We start from the raw sequence: 21,515 nt of genomic DNA on the forward strand, positions 1-21,515 counted from the left end.
CAACGGAGGTCGCCCCAATGGCAAAAAGAGCGCTCATCCTGGTTGAAGGTCATACAGTTAATGGTTTACGATATTGATCCAGCTCAGTACGACGGCCGCGTCGGATATGCCGGATGACCGCGGTAGCCCCGGCCACCGGCACGCTGCCAAGTTTTCGCCGGCGGGCGTGATCACGCCGAGCCTGAACCTGCTGGCATTTGAATGATCCTTTGGCGTTAAGCCGAGCCAGGCGGCAAAGTATCGGGCCGATCGAAAGGTCCCAAGCGCCGGCGTCTTCATCACCAACAGTGACGCGCCGATCGGACCGACGCCGGGGATTTGCGCCAGGCGGCAGCTGCATTCATCGGCGCGATGCCAAGCCATCAATTTGGCGTCGACGTCTTTCAGACGTGTTTGCAACTGCGCATACTCCTTGGCATGGAGCGCGAACAGCTCCCGCGCCAAATCCGGTAGCATCTTATCTGCCGCGATACGCTCGAGCAGCGGTTCTATCTTGCACATCCCTTTGGCAGCGATCATCCCGTATTCTGCTGCTGATCGCATTGTCGAGTTGCGTGCGCTTGCCGATCAGCCGCAGACCGAACAGCATCAATGCCGCCTGGTTGTTGGCTGTCTTGACCGGTACGAAGCGCATCGTCGGCTGGCTCATCGCCGCGCACAGCGCTTCGCATCCGCCGCATCGTTCTTGCCGCGCTTGACGTACGGTTTGACATATTGCGGAGGGATCAACTTCACTTCGTGCCCGAACGACTGCAAGAGACGCGCCAGTGGTGCGATCCGCCGCACGCTTCGATCGCTACCCGCTTCTCTTCGCGGTCGACGTTAGGCCGCCGCATGATGTTGGGGCGGAAGGTCCCCCGCACGGCATTGATGTGTCAGAATGAGGTCGTTGCAGATCTCAAGCAAAGGAGAACGTCCGTGGAAAAAATTATTCGAATTGGCCATCGACACGTCAAAGCACGTCTTCCAACTCCATGGCGCAACGCGGCTGAGGAGCCGGTGCTTCGCAACAAGCTGCGGCGCAAGGAGGTGGCAGCCTTGTTCGAGAAGCTGTCGCCGACGGTGGTATGACCCGCGGCGCGATATGGTCCGAAAAAATATCAGGAGGAGCGACTAAACGACCCCAATCAGAGAAGCCGGCTAGACGCGCAGAGCGTCCGAACGATATTGGAAGCAGATCACATCACGTCGATATAGCGCACCAGCCGAGCCTCGCCCCGTAATCGGGTCTTCATAGGCTCGGACCAACGGTCGAGCGCATAGGCAGATAAAAGTTGCTCAGTAACCGCTAATCGATCCGCCTTGTGAAGTTCCTTCGTCGCCGGACGGTCGCCGGATGGACGCTCCGTCTCCAGTACGCCCGCTTTCAACCAGCGCTGATCAAGGTGATCACGGCGTGGATACCCGAATTCCGTCTTCGATAAACCGGAGCATCCATTCGTGGGAAGCTCCCGAAGGAAACATCTCCAGACTGCCCATTACCGGGACCTTCCCGCCTCGGCAACGATCATGCGGGAGGGCCACGCCTCCGAAGGGCGGCCTCGGGCCGTAATTAGCCGAGTCAAACGCCGCGGCGAGCCAACGCTGTTTGTAGCATTGCCGGACGGCAGCCGGACCAACATCCCTGTCGCGTGGACGGATATCGGGGGCGTAGTGGTGATTCCTCAGCCTCGCCGGCAAATCACTCCAGCATTGGGCGGCTTTCAGACATCTGCGCCTTCTGACCGACGCTCTTCCGAAGCGGCGTGGCGAGCCGCCGCCCGATCACAAGGAGGAGCGACATGCAACTGAAGCTGAGATTCGCCGAGGAAGACCGCAAGCGGCCTCCCGCCCCACCCGCCTGGGACACGCTGGACGCCGAGGCGCGGGCGGAGGTGTTGCGCCTGGCAATCGAGAGCACATGGCGGCCAGCAAACAGTCCCGTAACGCACGCCAAACGGGCAGGAACAGGTCGGTGGCGCCGCCAGATAGGGAGGCGCCCTGCTGCAGGGCATTGCCTGCTGCGGCCATTGTGGGCGACGGTTGCACACCCATTATCGCGGCCGCACCGTGACGCCGGACTACCATTGTCCCGGCAAGGTGGTCGTCGACGCGGATGGGTGCATTGCCTCAACGCTGGGGCGGGCAGATCGATGCCGGTGGCCGCGCCCGTCCCCCTTTTCTATCAGTCGCTCGGCGGCAAAGCCGATCATGTCCCGCAGCAGATCTGCTTTCGGGGTCTTCTCCACGAGCGCGAGCTGGTTCATCATGTCGCCGGTCATCGGTGGTTCCGAAATGGGTTGGCATCAACGACCAAACCCCACCGGAAAGCGCCGATGACCACCGACACGCCAGCTACTCGCTACAGTGCTACTAACGGCGCGCTCGCGAGCGGCTTCATAGCCGCCGGGCTACACGACCTGATGGGTACACCACTAGCCACGTAGCGAGAATTCGCATCTACCGGTGCGGCGACAGAGAGCGCGCGATGCAGGTCATCCGATGCAACGAGGCGTGCAGCGGTTCGTCGGCCTTTGCTCAGCCATGCGAAAGCTGTTCGACCGATCTCGCTCTTGCTTCAGTCACATTACCTCCCAAGTCGCGCTTCGAGGTGCGTAGGGCGGGACGGTTCCAAATGCCGACAAGTCTTTGGACCTATTTTCCTCGGAAATTGCTCAGAGTCTCCTCAAGATACGGTGCGTAGAATCGCGACACGACCATCGGATGGTTGGGAGGCAACTTAGAGAAGCCTAGGACTCCACCTCGGCAATTTGCCGCGCCACAAAGACAGACCGAGATGCCGATGCATTCGAATTCCGAAGTGGCATAGTCCCACGTCACTTCGACATCAGAATAGATTTCCCGAATAGCGATAAAATCGTAGGCTCCGAACCGGTTAGGCACGATCGCTAAATTGGGATCACAAGAATGATTCACAATTACAGCCGGCTTCTCAAAGAGAGCATGAACATCCCAATTCAGTTGGATCGAGTTTGTCGTCCGAATCCGTTCCAAGCGCTCAATATGCCCAATGATAACAACCTCGCCCGGCAGGAAATCGCGAGCAGAGAATACGCCGCGGCCCCTATCGCCACCGGTGTCGAGGACACTTACGTTGCGGGCATTTAGTCGCCTTGCGCAGCCGACACCGTCTGTCAGGATAGACACGCTTTTGTTGATATGCGGAGTCATCATGGGCCAAATTCTTCCATGGCTATATTAAGTAAGGAGTATGGAGTAAAATGCCGTTCATCGTTGCTTGGCATCTCCGGAATAGCTATTGGTCGGCAACTCTGGTCACCCCACAACAAACGCTTCAAATTTCGTGCCAATCTGGCTGATCAAATGAAGGAAAACGTTTAATTGTTTTTCAGCTATTTAGCCCGAGGCCACCAAGAGAATGGCCAAACAAGCCTGTGTGGCGGGTTCGACAAACCCGACAAAGACGCCGGCTTTGTTCTTTGCTCGACACTGCTATCTGTCGACCTTGATATGGAGCCTTCTGTGGAAGCCGCCCGTTATGCAAGAGGCTTCTGGCTCTTTTCGAGGTGTGATCGAATGCGGTCTTCTGTCAGGCCTTCATGTGCGGCATTTCGACAAGCACCTGTCCGGTATGGTTGCGCGTTTCAGTAAGTCCCGGACAGTTACCTGAGCTGCACGATTTTGAGAGGAATCAGCGCCTGATCGCGGACAATGCCACAAGCAAAGGCCTGGTGCCGCGCGGTGCTCTTCGCCGGGGCGAGTTGCTGCTCGGCGGTCTCTTGCACTGCGGCCATTGGGCCGCAAGCTGCATGTCTCCTATTCCGGCAGCAACGGCCATACCGGGCGCTGTCGTTCGTTATCGAAGCCGCGATCCAGGCCATAGAGACCTCCACCGTGCAGGCTTGTGAGAAGCGGCGTCATGTGGAGCGCGGGCTCGAGCAGGCACTTTATGAAGGCGGCCATGCCCGCCGCCATTATGACGCCGTCGATCCGGACAATAGGCTCATGGCTGGTGAAACTGGAGCGACGCCGGAATGCCGCGCTCGTAGCCGTCCGCGAGCGTCAGGACGAGCTTGACCCGCTCGACCGCCACAAGCCCGAGGCTCTGGGAGAAGAGGAGCGTCGGAGCCTGCTGCCATGGGCGCCGATCTCGAACTGGCGGGGCATCATGCTAACGCCACCACCTGCTCGCGGATCATCCGTGCCGTGACCCGCGAGATTGTGGTCGCCATCGAAGACGACCATATCAAAATGCTGTTGCATTGGCAGGGCGGTGCCCATACCGCGCTTTCGGTCGGGAAGAACAACGTACGCCATCACCGTTGGGGCGCCCCGCTGGAGATCGAGGAACTGATCCGTGCCCTGGCGCGCCAAGTGCCGGACGGGGCGATCGCGTCGCTTCTCAACCGGCTCGGCAAAACCACGGGTCGTGAGAACGGATGGACGCAGTCCAGTGTCTGCACCTTCCGCAACCAGCACGATATCGCCGTCTACAAAAAGGACGAACGGTCGGAACGCGGCGAGTATACATTGCAGGAAACGGCTGCGAAGCTCGGCTTGCGTCCAATGACCGTGCTGCACATGATCCATGTCGGCGATCTGAAGGCGGAGCAGTATTGCAAGGGCACGCCTTGGATCATCCGTCATGAAGATATCGAGCAACTCGATATCCAGCGCCATTCCGGCAGCAGCGGACGCAGTCCATTATCACAATCACAAGATCAGCAGATCCAGCTTTTTCAATAACATAGCGAGGTGTGCACTATGTCGTGGGATCGGGAGACCCGCGGAACAGCAGCGCGTCACCATGCGCGATCCAGCGCCGGGGTGGCGAGCTCACGGATGTGGCGCTGATCGACCGAAGGCTATGCGCGCCGCTCGAACCCTCTAGTTCGCGCACGAACGGGAACTGCGCGAGCTTGGTCGCCATCTCGATCCGCCGCTCGTCGCGCTGGCGATCCCCGCGCGAGACGAGGAAGCCGATCGCCTCGCGCAACGTCATTTCCGATTGCGCTGCCATCGAGCCGGTGCCGCCGGCGCTCGACAACACGGTCTCGCTGCGCCAGACGTGCTTCTGCGGGTTTACGGTCTTTGAACAAGGCAACCAAACGCCGATGACCAGAAGGCGAGACGGTGAGAGATATTCCTGTGCGCATACGCATCACTCGCACGCGGGCAAGCAAAAGGAAATCCCGATCGGACTCTTACAGGCAAGAACCACTAGCCGCACACCAGCCAAGCCCGTGCAGCCGTATTACGACCGCCACTCTCGTCAGGCTGCAGCATCTCCTTGTAACTTGCCCTGTGCCGACTCTGCTATGAAAGCAGGTGCGGTGGCGGACGGTAGACCGAAGCATCTTTGGGCCATTGAGCCCGTGGGAGAGCTCGGGTCTTCGTCCGCCGTTCCATCGAACCCGAACAGTCGCCTGGGCCGCGAGCGAAGCCCGATTAGGCATTTTGTGTGAGCAACGACCACGCCGGGTTGGAGGATCTGGTCCAGCGGCTCGCAGCTCTTTCGCCGTCCGTTGTCGGATTGGAGGCGACGGGCGGCTTCGAAAGACTGGCTGTCGCCGCTTTGGCCGGTGCTGGCCTGGCGGTTGTCGTGGTCAATCCGGCGCAGGTGCGAGCCTATGCCAATGCGCTCGGCAAGCGAGCTAATACGGATCCGATCGATGCCGCCGTCATCGCGGCCTTCGTCGCCGCGACGAAGGCGGAACTGCGGCCGCTGCGTGATGTAGAGGCCACAACTTTGGCCGATCTCGTCGCCCGCCGGCACCAGATCGTGCAGATGATCGTGGCCGAGGAGAACCGTGCCCGCACCGCCACGGCGAGGCAGGCGCACAAGAGCATCAAGCGACTGCTCGCAGCGTCAGAGAGACGCTGCTTTCCTCCGTACCGGGCGTCGGTCCTATCGTCGCCCGTAGCCTGATTGCTGAGATGCCGGAGCTCGGCAGCCTCGACCGTCGCCAGATCGCTGCGCTCGCCGGCCTTGCGCCGTGGACGAGGCAGTCCGGCACATGGCGTGGCAAAAGCTTCATCGGTGGCGGCAGGAGCCGCCTGCGCGCCGTCCTCTTCATGGCTGCCCTCGTCGCTATTGGACACAACCCGTCCTCAAGGCGTTCCGCGACCGCCTTGTCGCACCTGGCAAGCCAAAGATCGTCGCAGTCGTCGCCACAATGTGAAAACTTCTCACTATCCTCAACGCTATCTTGCGCGACCAAAAACCATGGCAAACCGCTTGACAACCAAGACAGTCGCTCTGTGGCCAAATTCCCTCGTCTCCAACATTTCCCTCCTCGGCCACGAAGAGGGGCTGATCCTCGTGTCGTCAGCGGTGGTCAATTTTTCAGGTCGTCCCATAGCAGTTGCTCGCTCCGGTATGCGGGCTACAAGTGCGAACAATGTGGTCGACATGGAAAGGCGTCGTCCCGTCCAGCCGGTCAAGGATAACCAAATTGTTATGTAGGCCGTGCATTTTGATGAACGACCAGTGCAGCGGCAATCCAATTGTCGGAGGTTACGACAGAAAACCGATGTGCTCATCGACTTGTCCTACCTGAACGAAGCGCACTCCCGTTTCAGTCTCTATCAGAATTTGCGACAGAACCTTCCAGTTCTGTAACGGTCGGAAATGGCGTGATCGACCAATCAATTAAGTCTACAGCACGCTGAAGAATCGCCTTGGTCTCAGCACGGCTGGGTGAAGCGGCGATGACATGTCCGATGCGGTCTCGGTAGTCGCCTTTCCTGATGATCGGCGTCTTGGGTTCAACATAAAATTTAACCTCGATGAGACCTGATATCGCAGCTGCGCGCTTGTCGGTATCGATCCAATCGAGAACGCCATCGCGATCAGGAGTCAGGATCCGCGCCGCCGCAGTCTGCAAATGCCTTCTGCGCAAATTCCATTCTTTGCCGGTGACAAGCTTGATGTGCTCGGTAATGAGATCGACACCATACGCCAGCTGAACCAGTTGAGGACCGATCCCAGCCGCAAGACGCGGATTGACTTCAATGACGACTGGGCCACGCTTCGTCCACCGGAATTCAATGCAGGTTGGCCCCCAGCCAAGGCCGAGAGCTCGCAAACAGCCGAGCGAAACATCGATGATACGCTTATGCTCATCATCGGTCAGTGGAGCCGGATAAATGCACTCATGAACGAGGAAGTGCGGCAGGGGGCCGAAGTCAGAGGTGCAAATTCCAATGACCTCATTTCCCATGATGTCGGCTTCATAGAGTAGGCCCTGTGCGAATTCTTCGACCAGTATCCTCGGCGAAGACCGCCAAATGTGCTTCCCGCCCAACAGATAGTTCGCATGTTCGGCCAACTCATCGGCGTTGCGGCAGAGTCGGACGCCGACGCTGCCGTTGCCTACGGCGGGCTTAAGAATTACCGGCAGGCCGATCTCCGCGGCAGAGCTTTCTACGTCCGTCACATCCAATGCCAAACGATAGGCGGGTATTGGAACGCCGGCCTCCGCAAGGAGCTGACGTTGAGCAACCTTGTCGCAGCATCGTTCAATGGATGCGGGGTTCGGTCCCGGTAGCTCGAAATACCGGCAGAGCTTGCCAACTGTTGCATAGAACGCCTCCCTGGCGCCCGTAATGCCAGCAACGTCATACGTCGCACGCAGCCGGGAACATTCGTGGATCAGCGCATCGAAATTGCCCGTATCGACACGGATTGCTTCAATTCCTTCCGCCCCCAGATAGTCGTACTGACTTGGATCAGCCGACAGGGTAATCGGATGAAGACCGAGACGCCGAGCCGCTTTCACGTAAAGCGGACCTGTACGTATGTTGTTGCCTTCAACGAGGATGAGTGCTCTTTTCGGCATGGCTGTTGACTCCTATGTTGCGCGATTTCTGGTGGTCGGAACGTAAACCGACATCAGCTTTTTTGCTGTGCCTGGCATCAGAGCGGCGAGGGTACCATCGTCAGCAATTGCGGTTGTGAAGATATTCTAAATTTGTGTTATCTGAGCCAAGCCCATTAGTTGGTAGGTCTGTTTCACTGCGGTTTGGATTGGACTTTGTTGAACCCGCTTGAGGTCGGAGGTTTCTCTAGCCCGCCTTATGCACCACGGATCGACTGAGAGGTTGGCGGATGTAGCGTGAGCGACGATTTGGCGTAGGAGTCGGCTGTCTAGGCCAGCCCTGCCACCGCATCTCGCGAGATCCTATGAGGAGGTGGATAGCGACCTGCGCTTTGGCAAGATGAGGTCGCTAGCATCTCACCTTGGAGGCTCAAACATGTCCGTTGCAGCTTACCGGTGCGACCCGCTGACCGCTATCCGTACCGATCTTGGCACTCGTTGGAACTTAGTCGCTCGAAATGGCTGATCACCTCGCTGTCGCCCGGTGATGGGAAGATGTCGAAGCATTCGGTAACGGCGGCGACATCGCCGGCATGCTGGCACGATTTGCCGAGTCAGCAGGAAGGCACAGGTGCGGACCGGGAGATGCTTTCCAATCATCGTGATCCAGAAGGCCGGGCTTGACGGCACTGGATCCATCGCGTGCTGCAGGCCGGAGGAATCGAAAGCCATGTCGTAGATCCGGCATCGATTGCCACCTCGCGCCGCCGGCGGCGGGCAAAGACTGACAGATTGACGGCGAGGCGCTCGTTCGGGCTTTGCTGGCCCACACTTGTGGCGAGCCACGAGTGTAGGCGATGTCCGAGCTCCGACACCGGAAGAAGAGGACCGGCGCCGTCTCTCGCGTGAGCGCAAGGCATTAACGAACGAACGGGTCAGTCACGCCAATCGCGTCAAGGGCCTGCTGTTCAGCCAAGGCGTGTCCGGCTACGAGCCGCTGCGCCGCGATCGGCGTAAGCAACTGGAGGAACTTAAAACTGGCGACGCGCGACCATTACCCGCGGCAAGAAGATCAAGGGCCGCAAGCGCCATATCATTACCGACACCGAGGGGCACCTTGTCGGGCTGAGGGTGCACGCGGCCGACATCCAGGACAGGGATAGGGCAGTTGGCGTCACCGCTCCATTCGACAGCTTTACCCGTGGCTGCGCCATCTATTCGCCGACGGCGGCTATGCCGGGAGAAAAACTGACGCAGGCGCTGGCCGACCTGGGCACGTGGACCATCGAAATCATCAAGCGCTCCGACATGGCCAAGGGCTTTGAGGTTCTGCCGTGACGATGGGTCGTCGAGCGAACTTTCGCCTGGCTCGGACTTTGTCGCCCGCTCACCAAGGACTTTGAGGCGACTATCGCAAGCGCCGAGGCACGGATATTCGTCGCCTCCATCCGCCTCACGCTCCGCCGCCGCGCAGCTCCACCTCGCACGTAACTAGGTTCGAGTCAGGCTGTTAGACAAAATCGCTACTCATCGTAATTTCTTCCACAGCCAGACGTCGTTATGCCATTCATCATGGATACGGACCGCCTCATGAAGCACTACGGCCTGCCGGAAGAACCGTTTGGCACTTTTTATACTCATAACATTCCTTTGGCCTACTCGCGATACAAGTATCCTAAACCCAAGCTTAGTAGCTGTTTCAATCAATTTTGCGTGCATCATCTTTCCAATTCCCCTACCTCTATGATTCTCATCGATGTAGCGTGATGTTTCGGCGACATCCGTATATTCAGTGCGCACAGAAAATTTGCTCAATGAGCACCAGCCGATCACTGTCCGATCAATCTCGAAGACGAATGCAGGATATGGATCTTGATGTTCCTTCAACCAGGCGACGCGTTCGTTGTGAGTGTCGGGAGCGATTTGACTTATAGCAAAGGTGCCGGGCTTCATCGCCTGATTGTAGATTTTTGCCATTTTGTCGGCATCGGAACAAGTTGCACGTCGAAACATTAGCCTAACTCGTCTGTTCGTGTTTAAAGCGCCCGTGCTCGGTGTTCGAGTGTCTGAGGAAAGAGCCCCAAAAAAGGGACTTCCTTTCACGATTTTGCCGACCGTTCGCGCCCATGCACTGCTGATCCGGAGCGTGACAGCCGCCGGAGCGTGGTTGGCGCGCCGAGACCGTGCCGTTGAGCGCCGATGGCGTTGGCGCCGTCGAGATCATGCGGCACACCGGCAAAGTTCAAGACTTGCTTAGGGCCCTTAGCAGGAGAAAGGCTTCCAGGGGCTCGGCAAGACGTGGCCCTCGCGCCGCCGGAGGTCCCACTGACGCTTCAACACCCGCCAGTCGACACGACGGCACCGGACAATCTACATGGTGGCCTAGGCGGCCGATCTTGTGCGGCGCAGCCGCACCGTTTGCGCCAAGTCAAGGCTCTCCAGCGAATCGTCGGTCTGTGTGTCGACCCTCCGGCCCACGCCGTTGTGGTGTCGGTCGAGAAAGCCAGCCGCCCGCGCTCGACGGCACCTTGACCGGCCTGCCGATTAGAACGGACGGGTCGACGCCATGACGCATGATCACAAGCGGCATGGCACGAACCCTGTTTGCCGCCCAACGTGCTCGACGTCACGGTCATCGGCCGCATCATGCGGCGTCGTCACGTCGGCCTCCCCCAATTCATCAAGCCTCAGTTGCCGACCGGCAAGACTCGACGCCGCCCACAAGCATGCCTCAGATTCCCGTTAACCTCTGGAAGGCGAAAGTCCGCTGTCCGCCCGTTTAGCATGCCGAACAAAACCACAGTCAGATCTGTCAACTCAAGCTACTAGGTCTGGTAGGTTGCTGCGCGTTCCGGAGAACGTCACTCTCAGACGGCTATGATCAACCCCATCCACCATGCCGAATGAGGTCGGAGGACATCTGATGTCGTACCAAGTGCGCCCCTTGCGAATAGACGACGTGCCAAGCGTGACAGAGATTTATAACATCGCATGTCGAGCCCGGGAATCAACAGAAGGAACGCGCCCCTGGAGCATCAATGAAATGAGAGAACTTCTGTTCGAATCGCATCCCTCACTTGGGTCCTACACGTGCGTGGACAAGGGCGCCGTGATCGGCTGGACAGCATACATTCCGTTCCGCGTCAAAGAAGATGCCGACCACACAGCCGAGATGGCGCTCTATGTCCACGAGCAATTTCGTCGCAAGGGAATTGGGTCGGATCTTGCCAGAACCCTTTTAAATCACGCAACTATACTTGATCTTCACTGCGTTTTTGCAATCGTGTTTAAGGATATGCCCAGTGTTGTATCCTTCGCAGAAAGGAAATGTGGATTTTCAGTCGCCGGCTGCCTTCCAGAGGTCTTTTCTCACGGTGGAAAGCATTACGACCTCTTGGTTCTTGAAAGGTCCATAGACGGGTGAACCTGCCACTATCGCCTGGATGTGGATTCGGCGTCGTGACGACTGGCTTTGATTCGGATCGGCTTCAGTCGGCGCCGGTAACGATCCTTAAATTGATTTATCGTGTATCAAGAAACGATCCTTGACATCTGAACCCTCCGAAAAACAAACTACCAAAGGCCTTTGAGAGGCCTCTCTGATTGGGGTCCTTGAGGTCAAGACGCTCCTGCACTTTTTCTGGACCGTCCCGCAGGTCACTCTCTTCGCGGTCGGCGCTCTGGCCGCCGCCTTGCCTCGGCATCGGCCGCGTCGTTCTTGCCGCGCTTTACGTACGGCTTGCCATATTGCGGCGGATCAGCTTCCACCCCAACATTGCGCTGTCGGCGAACAGATGCTTCACCCAGGACCAATGGATCAACGCTTGCAGACGCCATTCAGGACCACCTGAGCCCCGGCACTGTCGGAGATGTCGGTGGGTGGTAAGGTGACCGTCAAGAGCCGCCCATCGGTATCGAGGTAGCGACGGCAATGTGTCGCTTGCGGCGACAATCTTCTTGCCGGCGTCGTAACCCCTTGTTTCAGCTTGCGGAGCCTTGACCAACTGACTGTCGATCACGCCAGCTGTGGGGCTGACCTCGCGTCCGTCCCGCTCGCGATCCAGGATCAGCGCCACGTCGTGGATGGTTTGGAACAGAGAGCACCGCGCCCAATGGCGGAACCCGAAGTGAATCGGCAGCATCCGCCACCCGCAACGCGCTAGGTAGCGCACGGCGTTTATCACCCACGGAATTCAAACCTTGCGCGGACAGCAGCGATGCTCAGGCCCGGGGCATGGAGCGATCTGGGCATTCGCCCGCGGCTCTGCTCGGTCCACATCCAGAGCTTGAACGACTTGAAGCACAAATCGCTTCACCGCAAAATCCCACCCCTCGATTCTCCAAACGGACTCTAAGGGAGACTGTGAATTAGAAGCCTTGAGCAGTCTCATGCTCCCGCGCGTGCTTCACCGGTAGCTATGTTCGCACGAATTCCTTTGCGTTTAGGCGAATCCTTAGCCGTCGGTAGGGAACACGATAACATCGGATGCTGAAAAACAGAGTCGCGCGGGTTGGCCCGGCACAACTGCGGGCATACTGCCGATATTTTTGTGGATCGCTAGCAAGCGAGCTCCTCCAGATATTTCGACGACGACGTGCACATCGGAGCCAAGCGGTGCGACATCGACCACAATACCATCCAGGACATTGTGATCAAGGTTGTGATTAAGGTCGAAGAGTGCCCCCTGTATGAGCTCGATGTGCTCCGGCCTGATACATAAATCGGCACTGCCGCGCTGGTCCAACTGTGATGGCCTTGTGCGAATCTCGATCCCCTCGCTTGTGAGATAGGAGCTGCACCCCTTGCTCGATTCACCTCCTCTCGTTCCGTTGAACCAGTTGGACCGCCCCACGAATTCTGCTACGAATTTAGATGCTGGCGCCTTGTAGATCTGCGTCGGCGACCCCCGCTGAATGATCTGTCCGGCATGCATCACTACGACTTCGTCGCCCAAGCTGAGAGCTTCTTCCTGATCGTGGGTGACGACGATTGTGGTCGCGCCGACGGATTTGAGAATTTCCTTAAGCTCGATGCGTAGCTCCAGCCTGAGCTTAGCGTCAAGTGCGGACAAGGGCTCATCTAACAGAACGATTTGGGGGTCGGTCGCAAGCGCACGCGCAAGCGCAACACGCTGTTGCTGTCCGCCGCTCAGTTGAGCGGGATATCTAGACTCCAAACCGACCATGCGTACAAGCGAGAGCATTGCCTTCACGCGAGAAAGAATGTCGGCCGCCGGCGTTCCTCGGTACCGCAATCCATAGGCGACGTTCTGCGCCACCGTCATGTGAGGAAAAAGCGCATAGTCTTGAAACAGAAGTCCGATGTTGCGTTCGTAAGGCTTCAACTGCCCAACGTCCTTGCCGGCGATCGCGACAACTCCGCTGTTCGGGGCGATAAAACCAGCAATCATGCGGAGCGTCGTTGTCTTGCCGCAGCCGCTCGGCCCAAGGAGAGAAAGCACCTTTCCCTTTTGTATCTCCAGACACGCGCGATCAACAGCGACGAACTCCCCATAATTCTTTGTAACGTCTTTCAGTTCCAGAACATTCATACGGTCAGGTCCTTTGGTCGCCGTGGCCGATGGCCCGCTCAAGACCGAGCGCACGATCAAGCACGATCAAAATAATGACAGTGAGGCCCATCAGGAAGACCGAGGCGGCCGCGAGAGTAAGATTGAAATTCGATCTCATTAGGCTTACGAGTGCGACGGGAAGCGGGTATGTTTTGAAGTCGCTCAAAAAGAGGCTGACCGTCAAGTCGTCCATGGAAATGGCAAACGCAAAGATGGCCCCAGCTGCAATGCTGTTTCTGGCCAGCGGCAAGGTAATCGTAAAGAATGCCTGGCGCTCATTAGCGCCGAGGCTCATTGCGGCCTCACGGAACGTCGCACTTATGCCAGCCAAACCAATCAAAGTCATCCTGACCGTGAACGGGATTGTTACGATAAGGTGTCCGGCGAGCAGTTTCATGAAGGTTGGCAACCCACTCACTGACGAGAAGACTATCAGCAACGCGAACCCGATGATTACGCCCGGCAACACTAGAGGAGAAAGGAATGCCGTTGTGAAGTAATCTCTCCATTGCGGAGGCATCCGACTCATTGCAAGTGCGGCGCAGCTTCCACACGTGACCGCAACGGTGGTCGTCGCAGTTGCTAGAGAAAGGCTCGTATAGAACCCAGACCAAAGATAGTCATTGTGGAAGAACTTAACGAACCACTTCGTGGACAGATTTGGTGGTGGGAATGGACCAAGGACGTCACGGGAATCAAATGACATGATCACGGTCATGACCACTGGAAGCAGTAGAAAGACTGCGGTCACTGCAATCACGGCTTTTGAGCACGTTGCAAGACCGGCATCGGCGGTTCGTTTGCTGAGCATTGTTACGTCCGATCAAGCAGTGTTGCCAGTTTGGAAAGGACGAAAATCAGGAGTAGCGACAGGGACATCATGAGAATCGAAATTGCAGCCCCGCTCGGGTAATTCGCTATCTCGCTAAAGCGATTGTATATAAGATTCGAAATGAACACCACCCTTCCTCGACCCAAAATCCATGGTATAGCGAACGCGCTTACGCCAAGTGTCATTGAAACTAGGAAGGCAGAGACTAATCCCTTGACGCACAATGGGATCGTTATCGAAAGATGAGATTCGAAAGCTGACGCGCCAAGGGACTGCGCCGCCTCCGTTAGGCGCGGATTGAGGTTAAGTATTGTTCCAATCAGAATAAGGACTGACATCGGTATTGCGTAGTGCAGCAAACCGGCAACGATGACCGCATTGATGTAGGAGGCGCCGTTCATATTCACTCCAAACAACGAAAAAATCGGGGAAAGGGCTCCGACAGAGCCAAATGCCAACTGAATTGCATAGATACGAACCAAGGAACTCAGGAACATAAGCCCGACAAGAGCTGAGATCCAGGTCTTACGGACTCTTGCCGATGCATCCCTGGCGATATAATAGGCTACCGGAAACGCAAAGAAGATAGCGATCACAGACGAGATGAACGCAAGAAAGTAGGTGTGTATGAAGTACCCGGCATAGACGGGGAGGAATAGTTCCGTATAGTTCTTAATTGTGAGCGGAGATCCCGCCACTGCCCCGATTCGACCAGGCGTGAATACGTGGAAGCTTTCTTGAACGACGGTGAATAACGGAACCGCAAGAAAGAGGACAAATACTGCCACCGCCGGAAGCAGTAGCAGTATTTGAGACCGTCTACTGACCATTCATTCTTCTCCGCTCAGCATGCTTTAGATCGGATTCACGACAACGGCAATTCTACCCTAAAGGAGAGGTGTGATTTCCTGTTCCCAGCGCTTCAGCCAGGCATCGGTCTGGGAGGAGAGATAGGCCCAATCCGCGATGTAGACGTAACGGTCCATTTCCTCGGCGCTGTACGTCGCGGGCTTGATTTCGTCGGACACTTTAGCCTTGACGTTGGCAGGCACGGCTCCGACCTCACTGTTAAACTCCGCATTATTCTCCGGGTTGATCGCAAAGTTTGCGAACTTGAACGCGGCGTCCGTGTTTCCGCCTTTCAGCACGCACCATCCTTCCTGGAGAACAAAGGCCCGAAATCCTGTTTCCGGTTCCATTTTGTTCAAAAGTCGGAACTTGAAACCCGATCTCAACAGATGGGACATGCTTGCAAAAGTTATGCTGGTTTCGCCGGAGGTAATGGAGTTCGTGATGTCTACGTCTGAATTCGCGACGCGTCCGATGTTCCCGCTGCGCGCCAGTTTTTTCATAAAATCCCACGCTGGCTCCATGTTCCGCTCATCACCTCCTTTGGCCAGCGCTATCGATACCATTTGCACATTGGAGCCTATCGTAGGTGCCGGAAAACAGATTTTGCCTTTGAGCCGGGAGTCCAAAAGATCATCGATCCTAGCAATCTGAAACGGAGTCGTGTCTACGTGATAGCTCCAAAAAAGTGACGTGACTGTACGGGGGATGTTGACGACGTTCCCGGCGACATCCTTGACTAGCAGCTTTTGCGGAATGTCCGCCAGATTGGGAACTTTTTCCAAGGTCACCGGTTCCGCCCAGCCTTCCAGTGCGATTGTTTGCCAAGACTGATCCCACCCCGTAAGAATATCGATTCCAGTATTGGGCCATGTAGCCTTGATTTTTGTCATAATAGTCATCGAGCCGCCGGTATGCGCCTGCCAATTGACATTTACCTCTGGCAGCTTGGCGGCGATCTTCTTCATGGCCTCCATGTAGCTGCCGCCCCACTCGACGGCGGTGATGGTCTCAGCCGCTCGTGCCCGGATAGCGCCGGCGAGGCTGACACCCGTGCCGACCGCAGCAAGCGACGCTGCACTCATAAGAAAGTTTCGACGCGACAGTTCGAACATGGTCGTTCCCCTTTTCTGTTAGTATTAATCTAGGCATTGGTCCAAGGACAGTCACGTTTTGCCTAAGAATGTATAGTTTCAGCTAGCTCCCGAGATCGACTGCTGTCCTCGGCGCGACGCAGCATTCAGCAGAGGAGGTTGATGTCGTAGATGGGCTACTGCGTACGACGCTGCAAAGCGCCGCAATTTCCTATTTATCTTGGTGGACAATTGCCCGGTGCCGGCTTGCCTGCAAAACGGTCTTTAATCCAAGCAAGTTGGTCAGGGACTGACTGATGAAAGACCTGACTGTGATCGAGATTGTCGTAGAGGCGGAAGGTCACTGCCATACCCGCCCGGCACGCGCGAGCCACCGACGCCTCGATGCCGTCCGCTTTCACTAGCGTGTCGCCCGTGCTAGCGATGACTAAGATCGGGCCCCGGATCGGTCTCTCGCCGGGTACGAATTCGGAGAACCAGCGGTCGACCAGGGGGAGATTTTCCCAGCCTGGCATGGGAAACGTATTCGGCTTGACGTTGGCAAAAGCGGCATAGCAGTAATCCAGGCCGCCCTTGGTGACCTCCGTATAGTGCTCCATGCCAGCATCTGTAAGCATGCTTGCTGGATCGAATTCAGGGAAGCGTGCCTTTATTCCATGTGCAACCATCACGAACAAGGCGCCGTTCTTGGGGTCGGTTGTCGTATAATACATTGCAGCCGCACGATCCTTTTGCATGCCGCCGGCGACCGCAACTGCGCCCAGGTAATCGGGATCATTCTGCTCGTGCACCTCTGCGGCCGTACCCCAAGCGGTGAGACCGCCCTGCGAATGGCCGCAGACAACCCAACGCTTGTTGAGTTCCGGCTCAGCGGCGCGTGCGGCCTTTATTGAATAGACGACGTCGCGCCCTTGGGTGATCCCGTTACCGTAATGGTGTGCCCCTTCCGTACCCAGTCCGTAATAGTCGGTCGCGACTATAGCGAAGCCAGCTCTCAGGTACTCGGAGAGGCGAGAGCCGTAGTAATCCTTCATAAGCGAGGGCGCACATTGCCTTGAAACGCCAGTAGTGCCGTGCCCCCATGCGATTATGGGCCAGCCATCTTGGGGCGCGCGCCCCGCAGGCAGCATGACCGCAGCCGAAGTCACCACATCTTTGCCCGCGGCGTTCAGCGAGTGGTAGAGAATTCGCTGCACTTTCGTGCCCTCGGGAAGCAGTGTATACTCGGTCGCGGACTCCTTGCGCAGCAGATCGCCGGGCTTGGTCGCGGATAGCGTGCTTGGTGTATCGTAGAATTCGGTGAGAGGGAGCGCACATGCGGCCTCGGTCTGAAGCGCCTCGGCGGAGGTTTGCGACGATTGGGCGGCCGCAGACAGTATCAAGTCGGATCGCATTTCTTTCAACCTCTTCCTGGGTTTGGTCTAACCGGGCGAGAAATCGGGGTATCGGCCAACATAAGTCGAATAGCTGTAGTGGCGCCCCAATGCTCATTTCCATCAATCTGCGGCCTCGCGCCATAGGAGGTAACGACGCCTGACTCTGCAGATCCCGGAAAGCTTTAACTTTGTGCGCTTGCGGCCTAACGATCCGCCGTAGGGGTGATCTAGTCAAATTCACTTTGTGTATTGTTCCCATCTTGCAGCCAGATAGACCATTAGCCGGCAGGGCACTGATATCGCGACGGATCAAGACATAGCCGCTGCAGCCCTAATCATCGGCGTCATCCGGTGCAGGGGCTTGCTCGTCGGGGGCAATACGCTCGTGTAGGTCGGCCAACTGGCTGGCAATGGTGTGGTCCTGAGCCTGCCCTGGTGAGACCCGCGCATAGACAGTCGATGCGATGATCAAACATGGTTACCTCCCTGGCTCCGCGTGGTGCGCCCTAGGCAAGCCCGGCAATAGGTCGGCCTGCCCGCACTTAGCGTGCTCCCGGTGCCCCTGTCCCGGATGGTCGCATCATACGCCGAAATCGATCATCTCCAGCGGGGATCGTATGGCACCGTCATGATCATACCGGTTACTAATTGCCTAGACGAACGTGAGAAGGCGCTTGGGATTATCGACAAGGATCGCGTCGATCTCCCTTTCGGAAAATCCTCGCTCCCTCATCAAGGGTATGACATTCTCATAAATGTGCACATAACCATGCCCCCCATAACAGGTTAGTCGCGTTAGCTGGCATATGTCATGGCTGATGACGACTCTGTCGAGGTGTCCACGCTTGATGAGCGCGCGAATGAGCCTCAACCGCCCGGCGTCGTTCGGCGGCTCAATGTTAGCCCAAGGATAATAACCCTGCTCCTGCCCAAATAGATCGAACTCAATGACGCAACCTGTGTCAGCGAGGCGTAGTAGTCGATCCACATCGAATATCGTGCGGTCTATATGGCTCAAGATTGTCCGATCGATGCGACCACCGTTGCCAACAACGAACTCCGCAATCTGCTGTGGCTGATCTTCGTGTCGTCCCGGATGGATGTTCACGGAAGCGCCTGTCTCAGCCTGCGCAATTAACGCTCCCTGCAAGACTCGACGCTCCAACGCCGTCCAGGGAACCTGACAGCCGATCTCGCCGATAATTCCGGCCCTTACATCCGTGCCCCACGCTCCCTCAACGATCTGCGAGGTAATTTCTTCAGCGAAGCTATCAATGGAGCGCGATTCATTAGCTCGATCCTGATACGAATCTTGGTAGTAGCCGCAACCCATCACGATCTGGGCGCCTGTCTTCTGCGCGATCTGCATCAGTCCTTTCGGGTCAGGTGCGAGACCACCACAACTCAATTCGACCAAGGTGCGACCTCCGGCCTCAATCATCTTCACGACTTCTTGGGACACAATTTCGATACTGCGACACACGAAGTTTCTGGGCACTTTCAACCGCGCATAGTTGATCCGGAAGCAGTTGCAGAGCTGAATTTCCGGGCCGGGCTCCGACGCCCTCCAGTCGCTAGGCCGAGCATCCCAAATCAGGTGCTCATGCATAAGTGTTAGACCGATACTTTCTGGATTCACGAGCCCCGTCACGGTCTGGGCCCTGCCGCGGAGCTGTTCTCGATCTAATCGCATGCGGTTCCTTTCAAAGCTAAACCACGAATTCAATTCTCTGGGCTTCAGGCCTTCGCGTTTATCACATCTACATTAGCTCGACTTGGGCTGCAACACATGTTTAAGAATCAAGAAGAATGATGCATTCGATTCTTTCAGTGCCATGGCTCGGCTGGGCCCCCCGGGAAACGGCAGACGCACGTTTGATCGTGAGCTTTCCGAACGTAGGTTGCGGACGAGCGTTTGAGCAAGCGTTTGCGCCTGCTGTGGAGTGCATGGAGGGGCGCCATGAGGGCCAGCATTCCGCCGGCGTGCCAGGACTGGGCCAACACAAAAGCTGCCTATCGTTTCTTTTCGAATAATCGGGTCACCATCGCCGACATCTCCGACAGTACGGGGACTCAGGCAGTCCTGTACGGCATCCGCAAGCGTTGGCCTGGGTTAAGCATCCGTTCGCCGACAGCTCCTATGACCAGCTGAAGCTCATGGACAAAGCCACTTTATCTCGACCTCGTGGTCAAGATCATCCATCGATCCGATCAGAATGGGTTCCAAGTCCTGCCCCGCCGCTGGTTCGTCGAGCACACCTTCGGATGGACGATGCGCTGGCGAGGCCTCGGGCGCGATTATGAACAGGGGCGTCGACGTCTCTCACGCCATGATGCTCGTTGCCATCAGTGGAAACCTTGTCCGACGAAATGCCCACCCCCGAGTTTCAAAACAGCCTATCTTAAAGGCGGGCAATTCATACCAAGAGTCATTGAGTTTGACCGACGTGCGCCCACTGCCGCATTCCGATTGATGTGATGGTTTCGGGCGCAGCGAGGAGCTTCTGCCAAGCCTCGCAAGCGGCGTTGATGATTTGCATTTACCGAATTCATCGTCGGCAAGACCATCGATGAAGCCCTTCAGATCACCGATCAGGACATGGCGAATTTTTTAGGCGCCCTGCCGCTGCCCACGACATACTCATCGCTCGACCGCCTCATCCTGGAGCGCGGCTTGCGGCTGATGAGCGAGTTCTTCCGTGTTGTGTGGCAGGCTTCGAGGAGACACCAGGATTCGCACGCCTTGTCCTCGTCAAGGCGTCATCGACATGAGCGACGTGATAGCGGCGTTTCTCGTGGTGGTAGGCTTCGAGGAACCAGAGACCTTCCCCACAACCTCGTGCAGTGGGACATTACGCACCTATTGCCACGTCTCATAAGCCAGGCGAGATGTTCCCCCTTGCTCACTCGAAGACCGCTTAAGCAATGTCATATGCGGTCAAGGAAATTTTCTACACCCTTCAAGGTGAGGACGAAATGCGGGCGAGCTGCCGAATTTTGTCGTTTCGCCGGCTGTAACCCTTGGTCGGGACGTGAAAGCGAACGGGAAAGAGCATCCTGCGGATTCTGCGACACTGATTCGTTGGGGTAGCTGGCCCCGGTGGCGGACATTTTGCCACCGCGCGAGAGCTTGCGTTGGCGGTCTTCGTCACCCCCGATGGCGAACGCTCAATGAACACCTATCTCGGCGCCTGCGTCGAACTCGGGCCGGAAGATGTCGAGGCCGACAAGGCGTCGGGCGCCAAGGTCACCTATTTCGAAGGTTATCTGTGGGACCCGCCGCGCTCCAAGGAAGCCATCCGGCAGACGGCCAGACTTGCGCACGCGGCCGGTCGCGAAGTGTCGATGACCTTGTCGGATTCGTTCTGCGTCGACCGCTACCGCGACGAATTCCTCGACCTGATGCGCTCGGGCACGGTCGACATTGTTTTTGCCAACAGCCACGAGATCAAGTCGCTTTACCAGACCTCGTCATTCGACGAGGCGGTGGCGCAGATCCGCAAGGATTGCAAGATCGCGGCGGTGACCCGCTCCGAAAAGGGCTCGGTCATCGTGCGCGGCGACGAGACGGTGTCATAAAGGCAACCGCCATCAAGGAGCTTGTCGACACGACGGGCGCCGGCGACCTCTACGCCGCCGGTTTCCTGCATGACTATACACAGGGCCGCGACCTCCAGACCTGCGGCGATCTTGGCTCGCTGGCAGCCGGATTGGTGATCCAGCAGATCGGCCCAAGGCCACGGCAGAACCTGCGAAGAGGCCGAGCAGGCGGGGTTGTTGTAGACACTTCTGGAAGACTTGCCCGCTGTCGGCTTCGATCACCGGCGCGAGGGACGAAAGTACGCCAAACTTTAGGCGGCTGACAGCAATGCAGCGTTTTGTCGAGTCCGCGACACTGTGGGTTCCGCCTCATCTTCTGCTGCGTTCCCGTTAAACCGCTGAAATAAAAGTCTCAAAATCTTCTCTGCGACTCCCTCCGCGTTGGCACGAATTTTGATCTTCTGGTCTTG

At 57.2% G+C, this 21,515-nt stretch carries 13 protein-coding genes and 10 pseudogenes; 10 read left to right on the forward strand and 13 right to left on the reverse strand.

Features of this window, described 5'->3' with window-relative positions; all coding sequences use genetic code 11:
* Nucleotides 1-91 precede the first annotated feature (91 nt).
* A pseudogene (locus O7B34_RS00510) lies at nucleotides 92-872 on the reverse strand (IS110 family transposase); the annotation flags it as partial.
* Between the two features lie 46 nt (nucleotides 873-918).
* Here O7B34_RS00510 and O7B34_RS00515 point away from each other — a divergent pair.
* Nucleotides 919-1,068, forward strand: a pseudogene (locus tag O7B34_RS00515) (IS110 family transposase); the annotation flags it as partial.
* Between the two features lie 992 nt (nucleotides 1,069-2,060).
* Here O7B34_RS00515 and O7B34_RS00520 read toward each other — a convergent pair.
* Together O7B34_RS00520 and O7B34_RS00525 are read right to left on the reverse strand one after the other, a co-directional pair.
* Nucleotides 2,061-2,261 carry a hypothetical protein gene (locus O7B34_RS00520; protein ID WP_337145200.1) on the reverse strand — a complete coding sequence of 67 codons (201 nt, stop codon included), beginning with the start codon at nucleotides 2,259-2,261 and terminating at the stop codon, nucleotides 2,061-2,063.
* Nucleotides 2,262-2,634: 373 nt separating this feature from the next.
* The gene (locus tag O7B34_RS00525; RefSeq protein WP_337144496.1) at nucleotides 2,635-3,174 is read right to left on the reverse strand and encodes an SET domain-containing protein-lysine N-methyltransferase; all 540 of its coding nucleotides are present in this window, start codon (nucleotides 3,172-3,174) and stop codon (nucleotides 2,635-2,637) included.
* 924 nt (nucleotides 3,175-4,098) lie between these two features.
* Here O7B34_RS00525 and O7B34_RS00530 point away from each other — a divergent pair.
* Nucleotides 4,099-4,707: a helix-turn-helix domain-containing protein gene (locus O7B34_RS00530; protein WP_337144497.1), complete on the forward strand. Its 609-nt coding sequence runs from the start codon at nucleotides 4,099-4,101 to the stop codon at nucleotides 4,705-4,707.
* Between the two features lie 16 nt (nucleotides 4,708-4,723).
* On the opposite strand, the gene O7B34_RS00535 is transcribed toward O7B34_RS00530, so the two are convergent.
* Nucleotides 4,724-5,065, reverse strand: a complete 342-nt coding sequence (locus O7B34_RS00535; protein WP_337144498.1) for a hypothetical protein — start codon at nucleotides 5,063-5,065, stop codon at nucleotides 4,724-4,726.
* A gap of 351 nt (nucleotides 5,066-5,416) precedes the next feature.
* On the opposite strand from O7B34_RS00535, the pseudogene O7B34_RS00540 reads away from it, so the two are divergent.
* Nucleotides 5,417-6,143, forward strand: a pseudogene (locus O7B34_RS00540) (IS110 family transposase); the annotation flags it as partial.
* A 396-nt stretch (nucleotides 6,144-6,539) separates the two neighbouring features.
* On the opposite strand, the gene O7B34_RS00545 reads toward O7B34_RS00540, so the two are convergent.
* On the reverse strand, nucleotides 6,540-7,802 hold the full coding sequence (locus O7B34_RS00545; protein WP_337144499.1) for an ATP-grasp domain-containing protein: 1,263 nt from the start codon (nucleotides 7,800-7,802) through the stop codon (nucleotides 6,540-6,542).
* A 415-nt stretch (nucleotides 7,803-8,217) separates the two neighbouring features.
* Between O7B34_RS00545 and O7B34_RS00550 the strand changes: the two are divergent.
* A pseudogene (locus tag O7B34_RS00550) lies at nucleotides 8,218-8,841 on the forward strand (IS110 family transposase); the annotation flags it as partial.
* A gap of 2 nt (nucleotides 8,842-8,843) precedes the next feature.
* Nucleotides 8,844-9,272: pseudogene (locus O7B34_RS00555) on the forward strand (transposase); the annotation flags it as partial.
* 36 nt (nucleotides 9,273-9,308) lie between these two features.
* Here the strand turns inward: O7B34_RS00555 and O7B34_RS00560 are convergent.
* Entirely contained in the window at nucleotides 9,309-9,794 is a 486-nt protein-coding gene (locus tag O7B34_RS00560) for a GNAT family N-acetyltransferase (protein WP_337144500.1), read from the reverse strand.
* Nucleotides 9,795-10,704: 910 nt separating this feature from the next.
* Between O7B34_RS00560 and O7B34_RS00570 the strand changes: the two genes are divergently transcribed.
* Nucleotides 10,705-11,205 (forward strand): GNAT family N-acetyltransferase, encoded by a 501-nt coding sequence (locus tag O7B34_RS00570; RefSeq protein WP_337144501.1) that lies wholly within the window; start codon nucleotides 10,705-10,707, stop codon nucleotides 11,203-11,205.
* A 396-nt stretch (nucleotides 11,206-11,601) separates the two neighbouring features.
* On the opposite strand, the pseudogene O7B34_RS00575 reads toward O7B34_RS00570, so the two are convergent.
* The 7 genes and pseudogenes from O7B34_RS00575 to O7B34_RS00605 all read right to left on the reverse strand — a co-directional run.
* Nucleotides 11,602-12,060 (reverse strand): annotated as a pseudogene (locus tag O7B34_RS00575) (transposase); the annotation flags it as partial.
* A 175-nt stretch (nucleotides 12,061-12,235) separates the two neighbouring features.
* Nucleotides 12,236-13,333, reverse strand: a complete 1,098-nt coding sequence (locus O7B34_RS00580; RefSeq protein ID WP_337144502.1) for an ABC transporter ATP-binding protein — start codon at nucleotides 13,331-13,333, stop codon at nucleotides 12,236-12,238.
* Nucleotides 13,334-13,337: 4 nt separating this feature from the next.
* Entirely contained in the window at nucleotides 13,338-14,165 is an 828-nt protein-coding gene (locus O7B34_RS00585; protein ID WP_337144503.1) for an ABC transporter permease, read from the reverse strand.
* Nucleotides 14,166-14,167: 2 nt separating this feature from the next.
* Nucleotides 14,168-15,016, reverse strand: coding sequence for an ABC transporter permease (locus tag O7B34_RS00590; protein ID WP_337144504.1), 849 nt, complete (start codon nucleotides 15,014-15,016; stop codon nucleotides 14,168-14,170).
* Nucleotides 15,017-15,073: 57 nt separating this feature from the next.
* The gene (locus tag O7B34_RS00595) at nucleotides 15,074-16,150 is read right to left on the reverse strand and encodes an ABC transporter substrate-binding protein (RefSeq protein WP_337144505.1); all 1,077 of its coding nucleotides are present in this window, start codon (nucleotides 16,148-16,150) and stop codon (nucleotides 15,074-15,076) included.
* 194 nt (nucleotides 16,151-16,344) lie between these two features.
* Complete coding sequence (locus O7B34_RS00600) at nucleotides 16,345-17,523, reverse strand: alpha/beta hydrolase family protein (RefSeq protein ID WP_337144506.1); 1,179 nt, start codon at nucleotides 17,521-17,523, stop codon at nucleotides 16,345-16,347.
* Nucleotides 17,524-18,157: 634 nt separating this feature from the next.
* The gene (locus tag O7B34_RS00605) at nucleotides 18,158-19,156 is read right to left on the reverse strand and encodes a phosphotriesterase family protein (protein ID WP_337144507.1); all 999 of its coding nucleotides are present in this window, start codon (nucleotides 19,154-19,156) and stop codon (nucleotides 18,158-18,160) included.
* 264 nt (nucleotides 19,157-19,420) lie between these two features.
* Between O7B34_RS00605 and O7B34_RS32130 the strand changes: the two are divergent.
* From O7B34_RS32130 to O7B34_RS00620, 4 pseudogenes are all read left to right on the forward strand, one after another.
* A pseudogene (locus O7B34_RS32130) lies at nucleotides 19,421-19,528 on the forward strand (transposase DNA-binding-containing protein); the annotation flags it as partial.
* A gap of 15 nt (nucleotides 19,529-19,543) precedes the next feature.
* Nucleotides 19,544-19,886 (forward strand): annotated as a pseudogene (locus O7B34_RS00610) (transposase); the annotation flags it as partial.
* A gap of 544 nt (nucleotides 19,887-20,430) precedes the next feature.
* Nucleotides 20,431-20,649 (forward strand): annotated as a pseudogene (locus O7B34_RS00615) (7-carboxy-7-deazaguanine synthase); the annotation flags it as partial.
* Nucleotides 20,647-21,288 (forward strand): annotated as a pseudogene (locus tag O7B34_RS00620) (adenosine kinase); the annotation flags it as partial. The pseudogenes O7B34_RS00615 and O7B34_RS00620, both read left to right, overlap by 3 nt.
* Between the last annotated feature and the right edge of the window lie 227 nt (nucleotides 21,289-21,515).

Source organism: Mesorhizobium sp. Cs1299R1N3, from assembly GCF_037179625.1.
Classification (GTDB): domain Bacteria; phylum Pseudomonadota; class Alphaproteobacteria; order Rhizobiales; family Rhizobiaceae; genus Mesorhizobium; species Mesorhizobium salmacidum.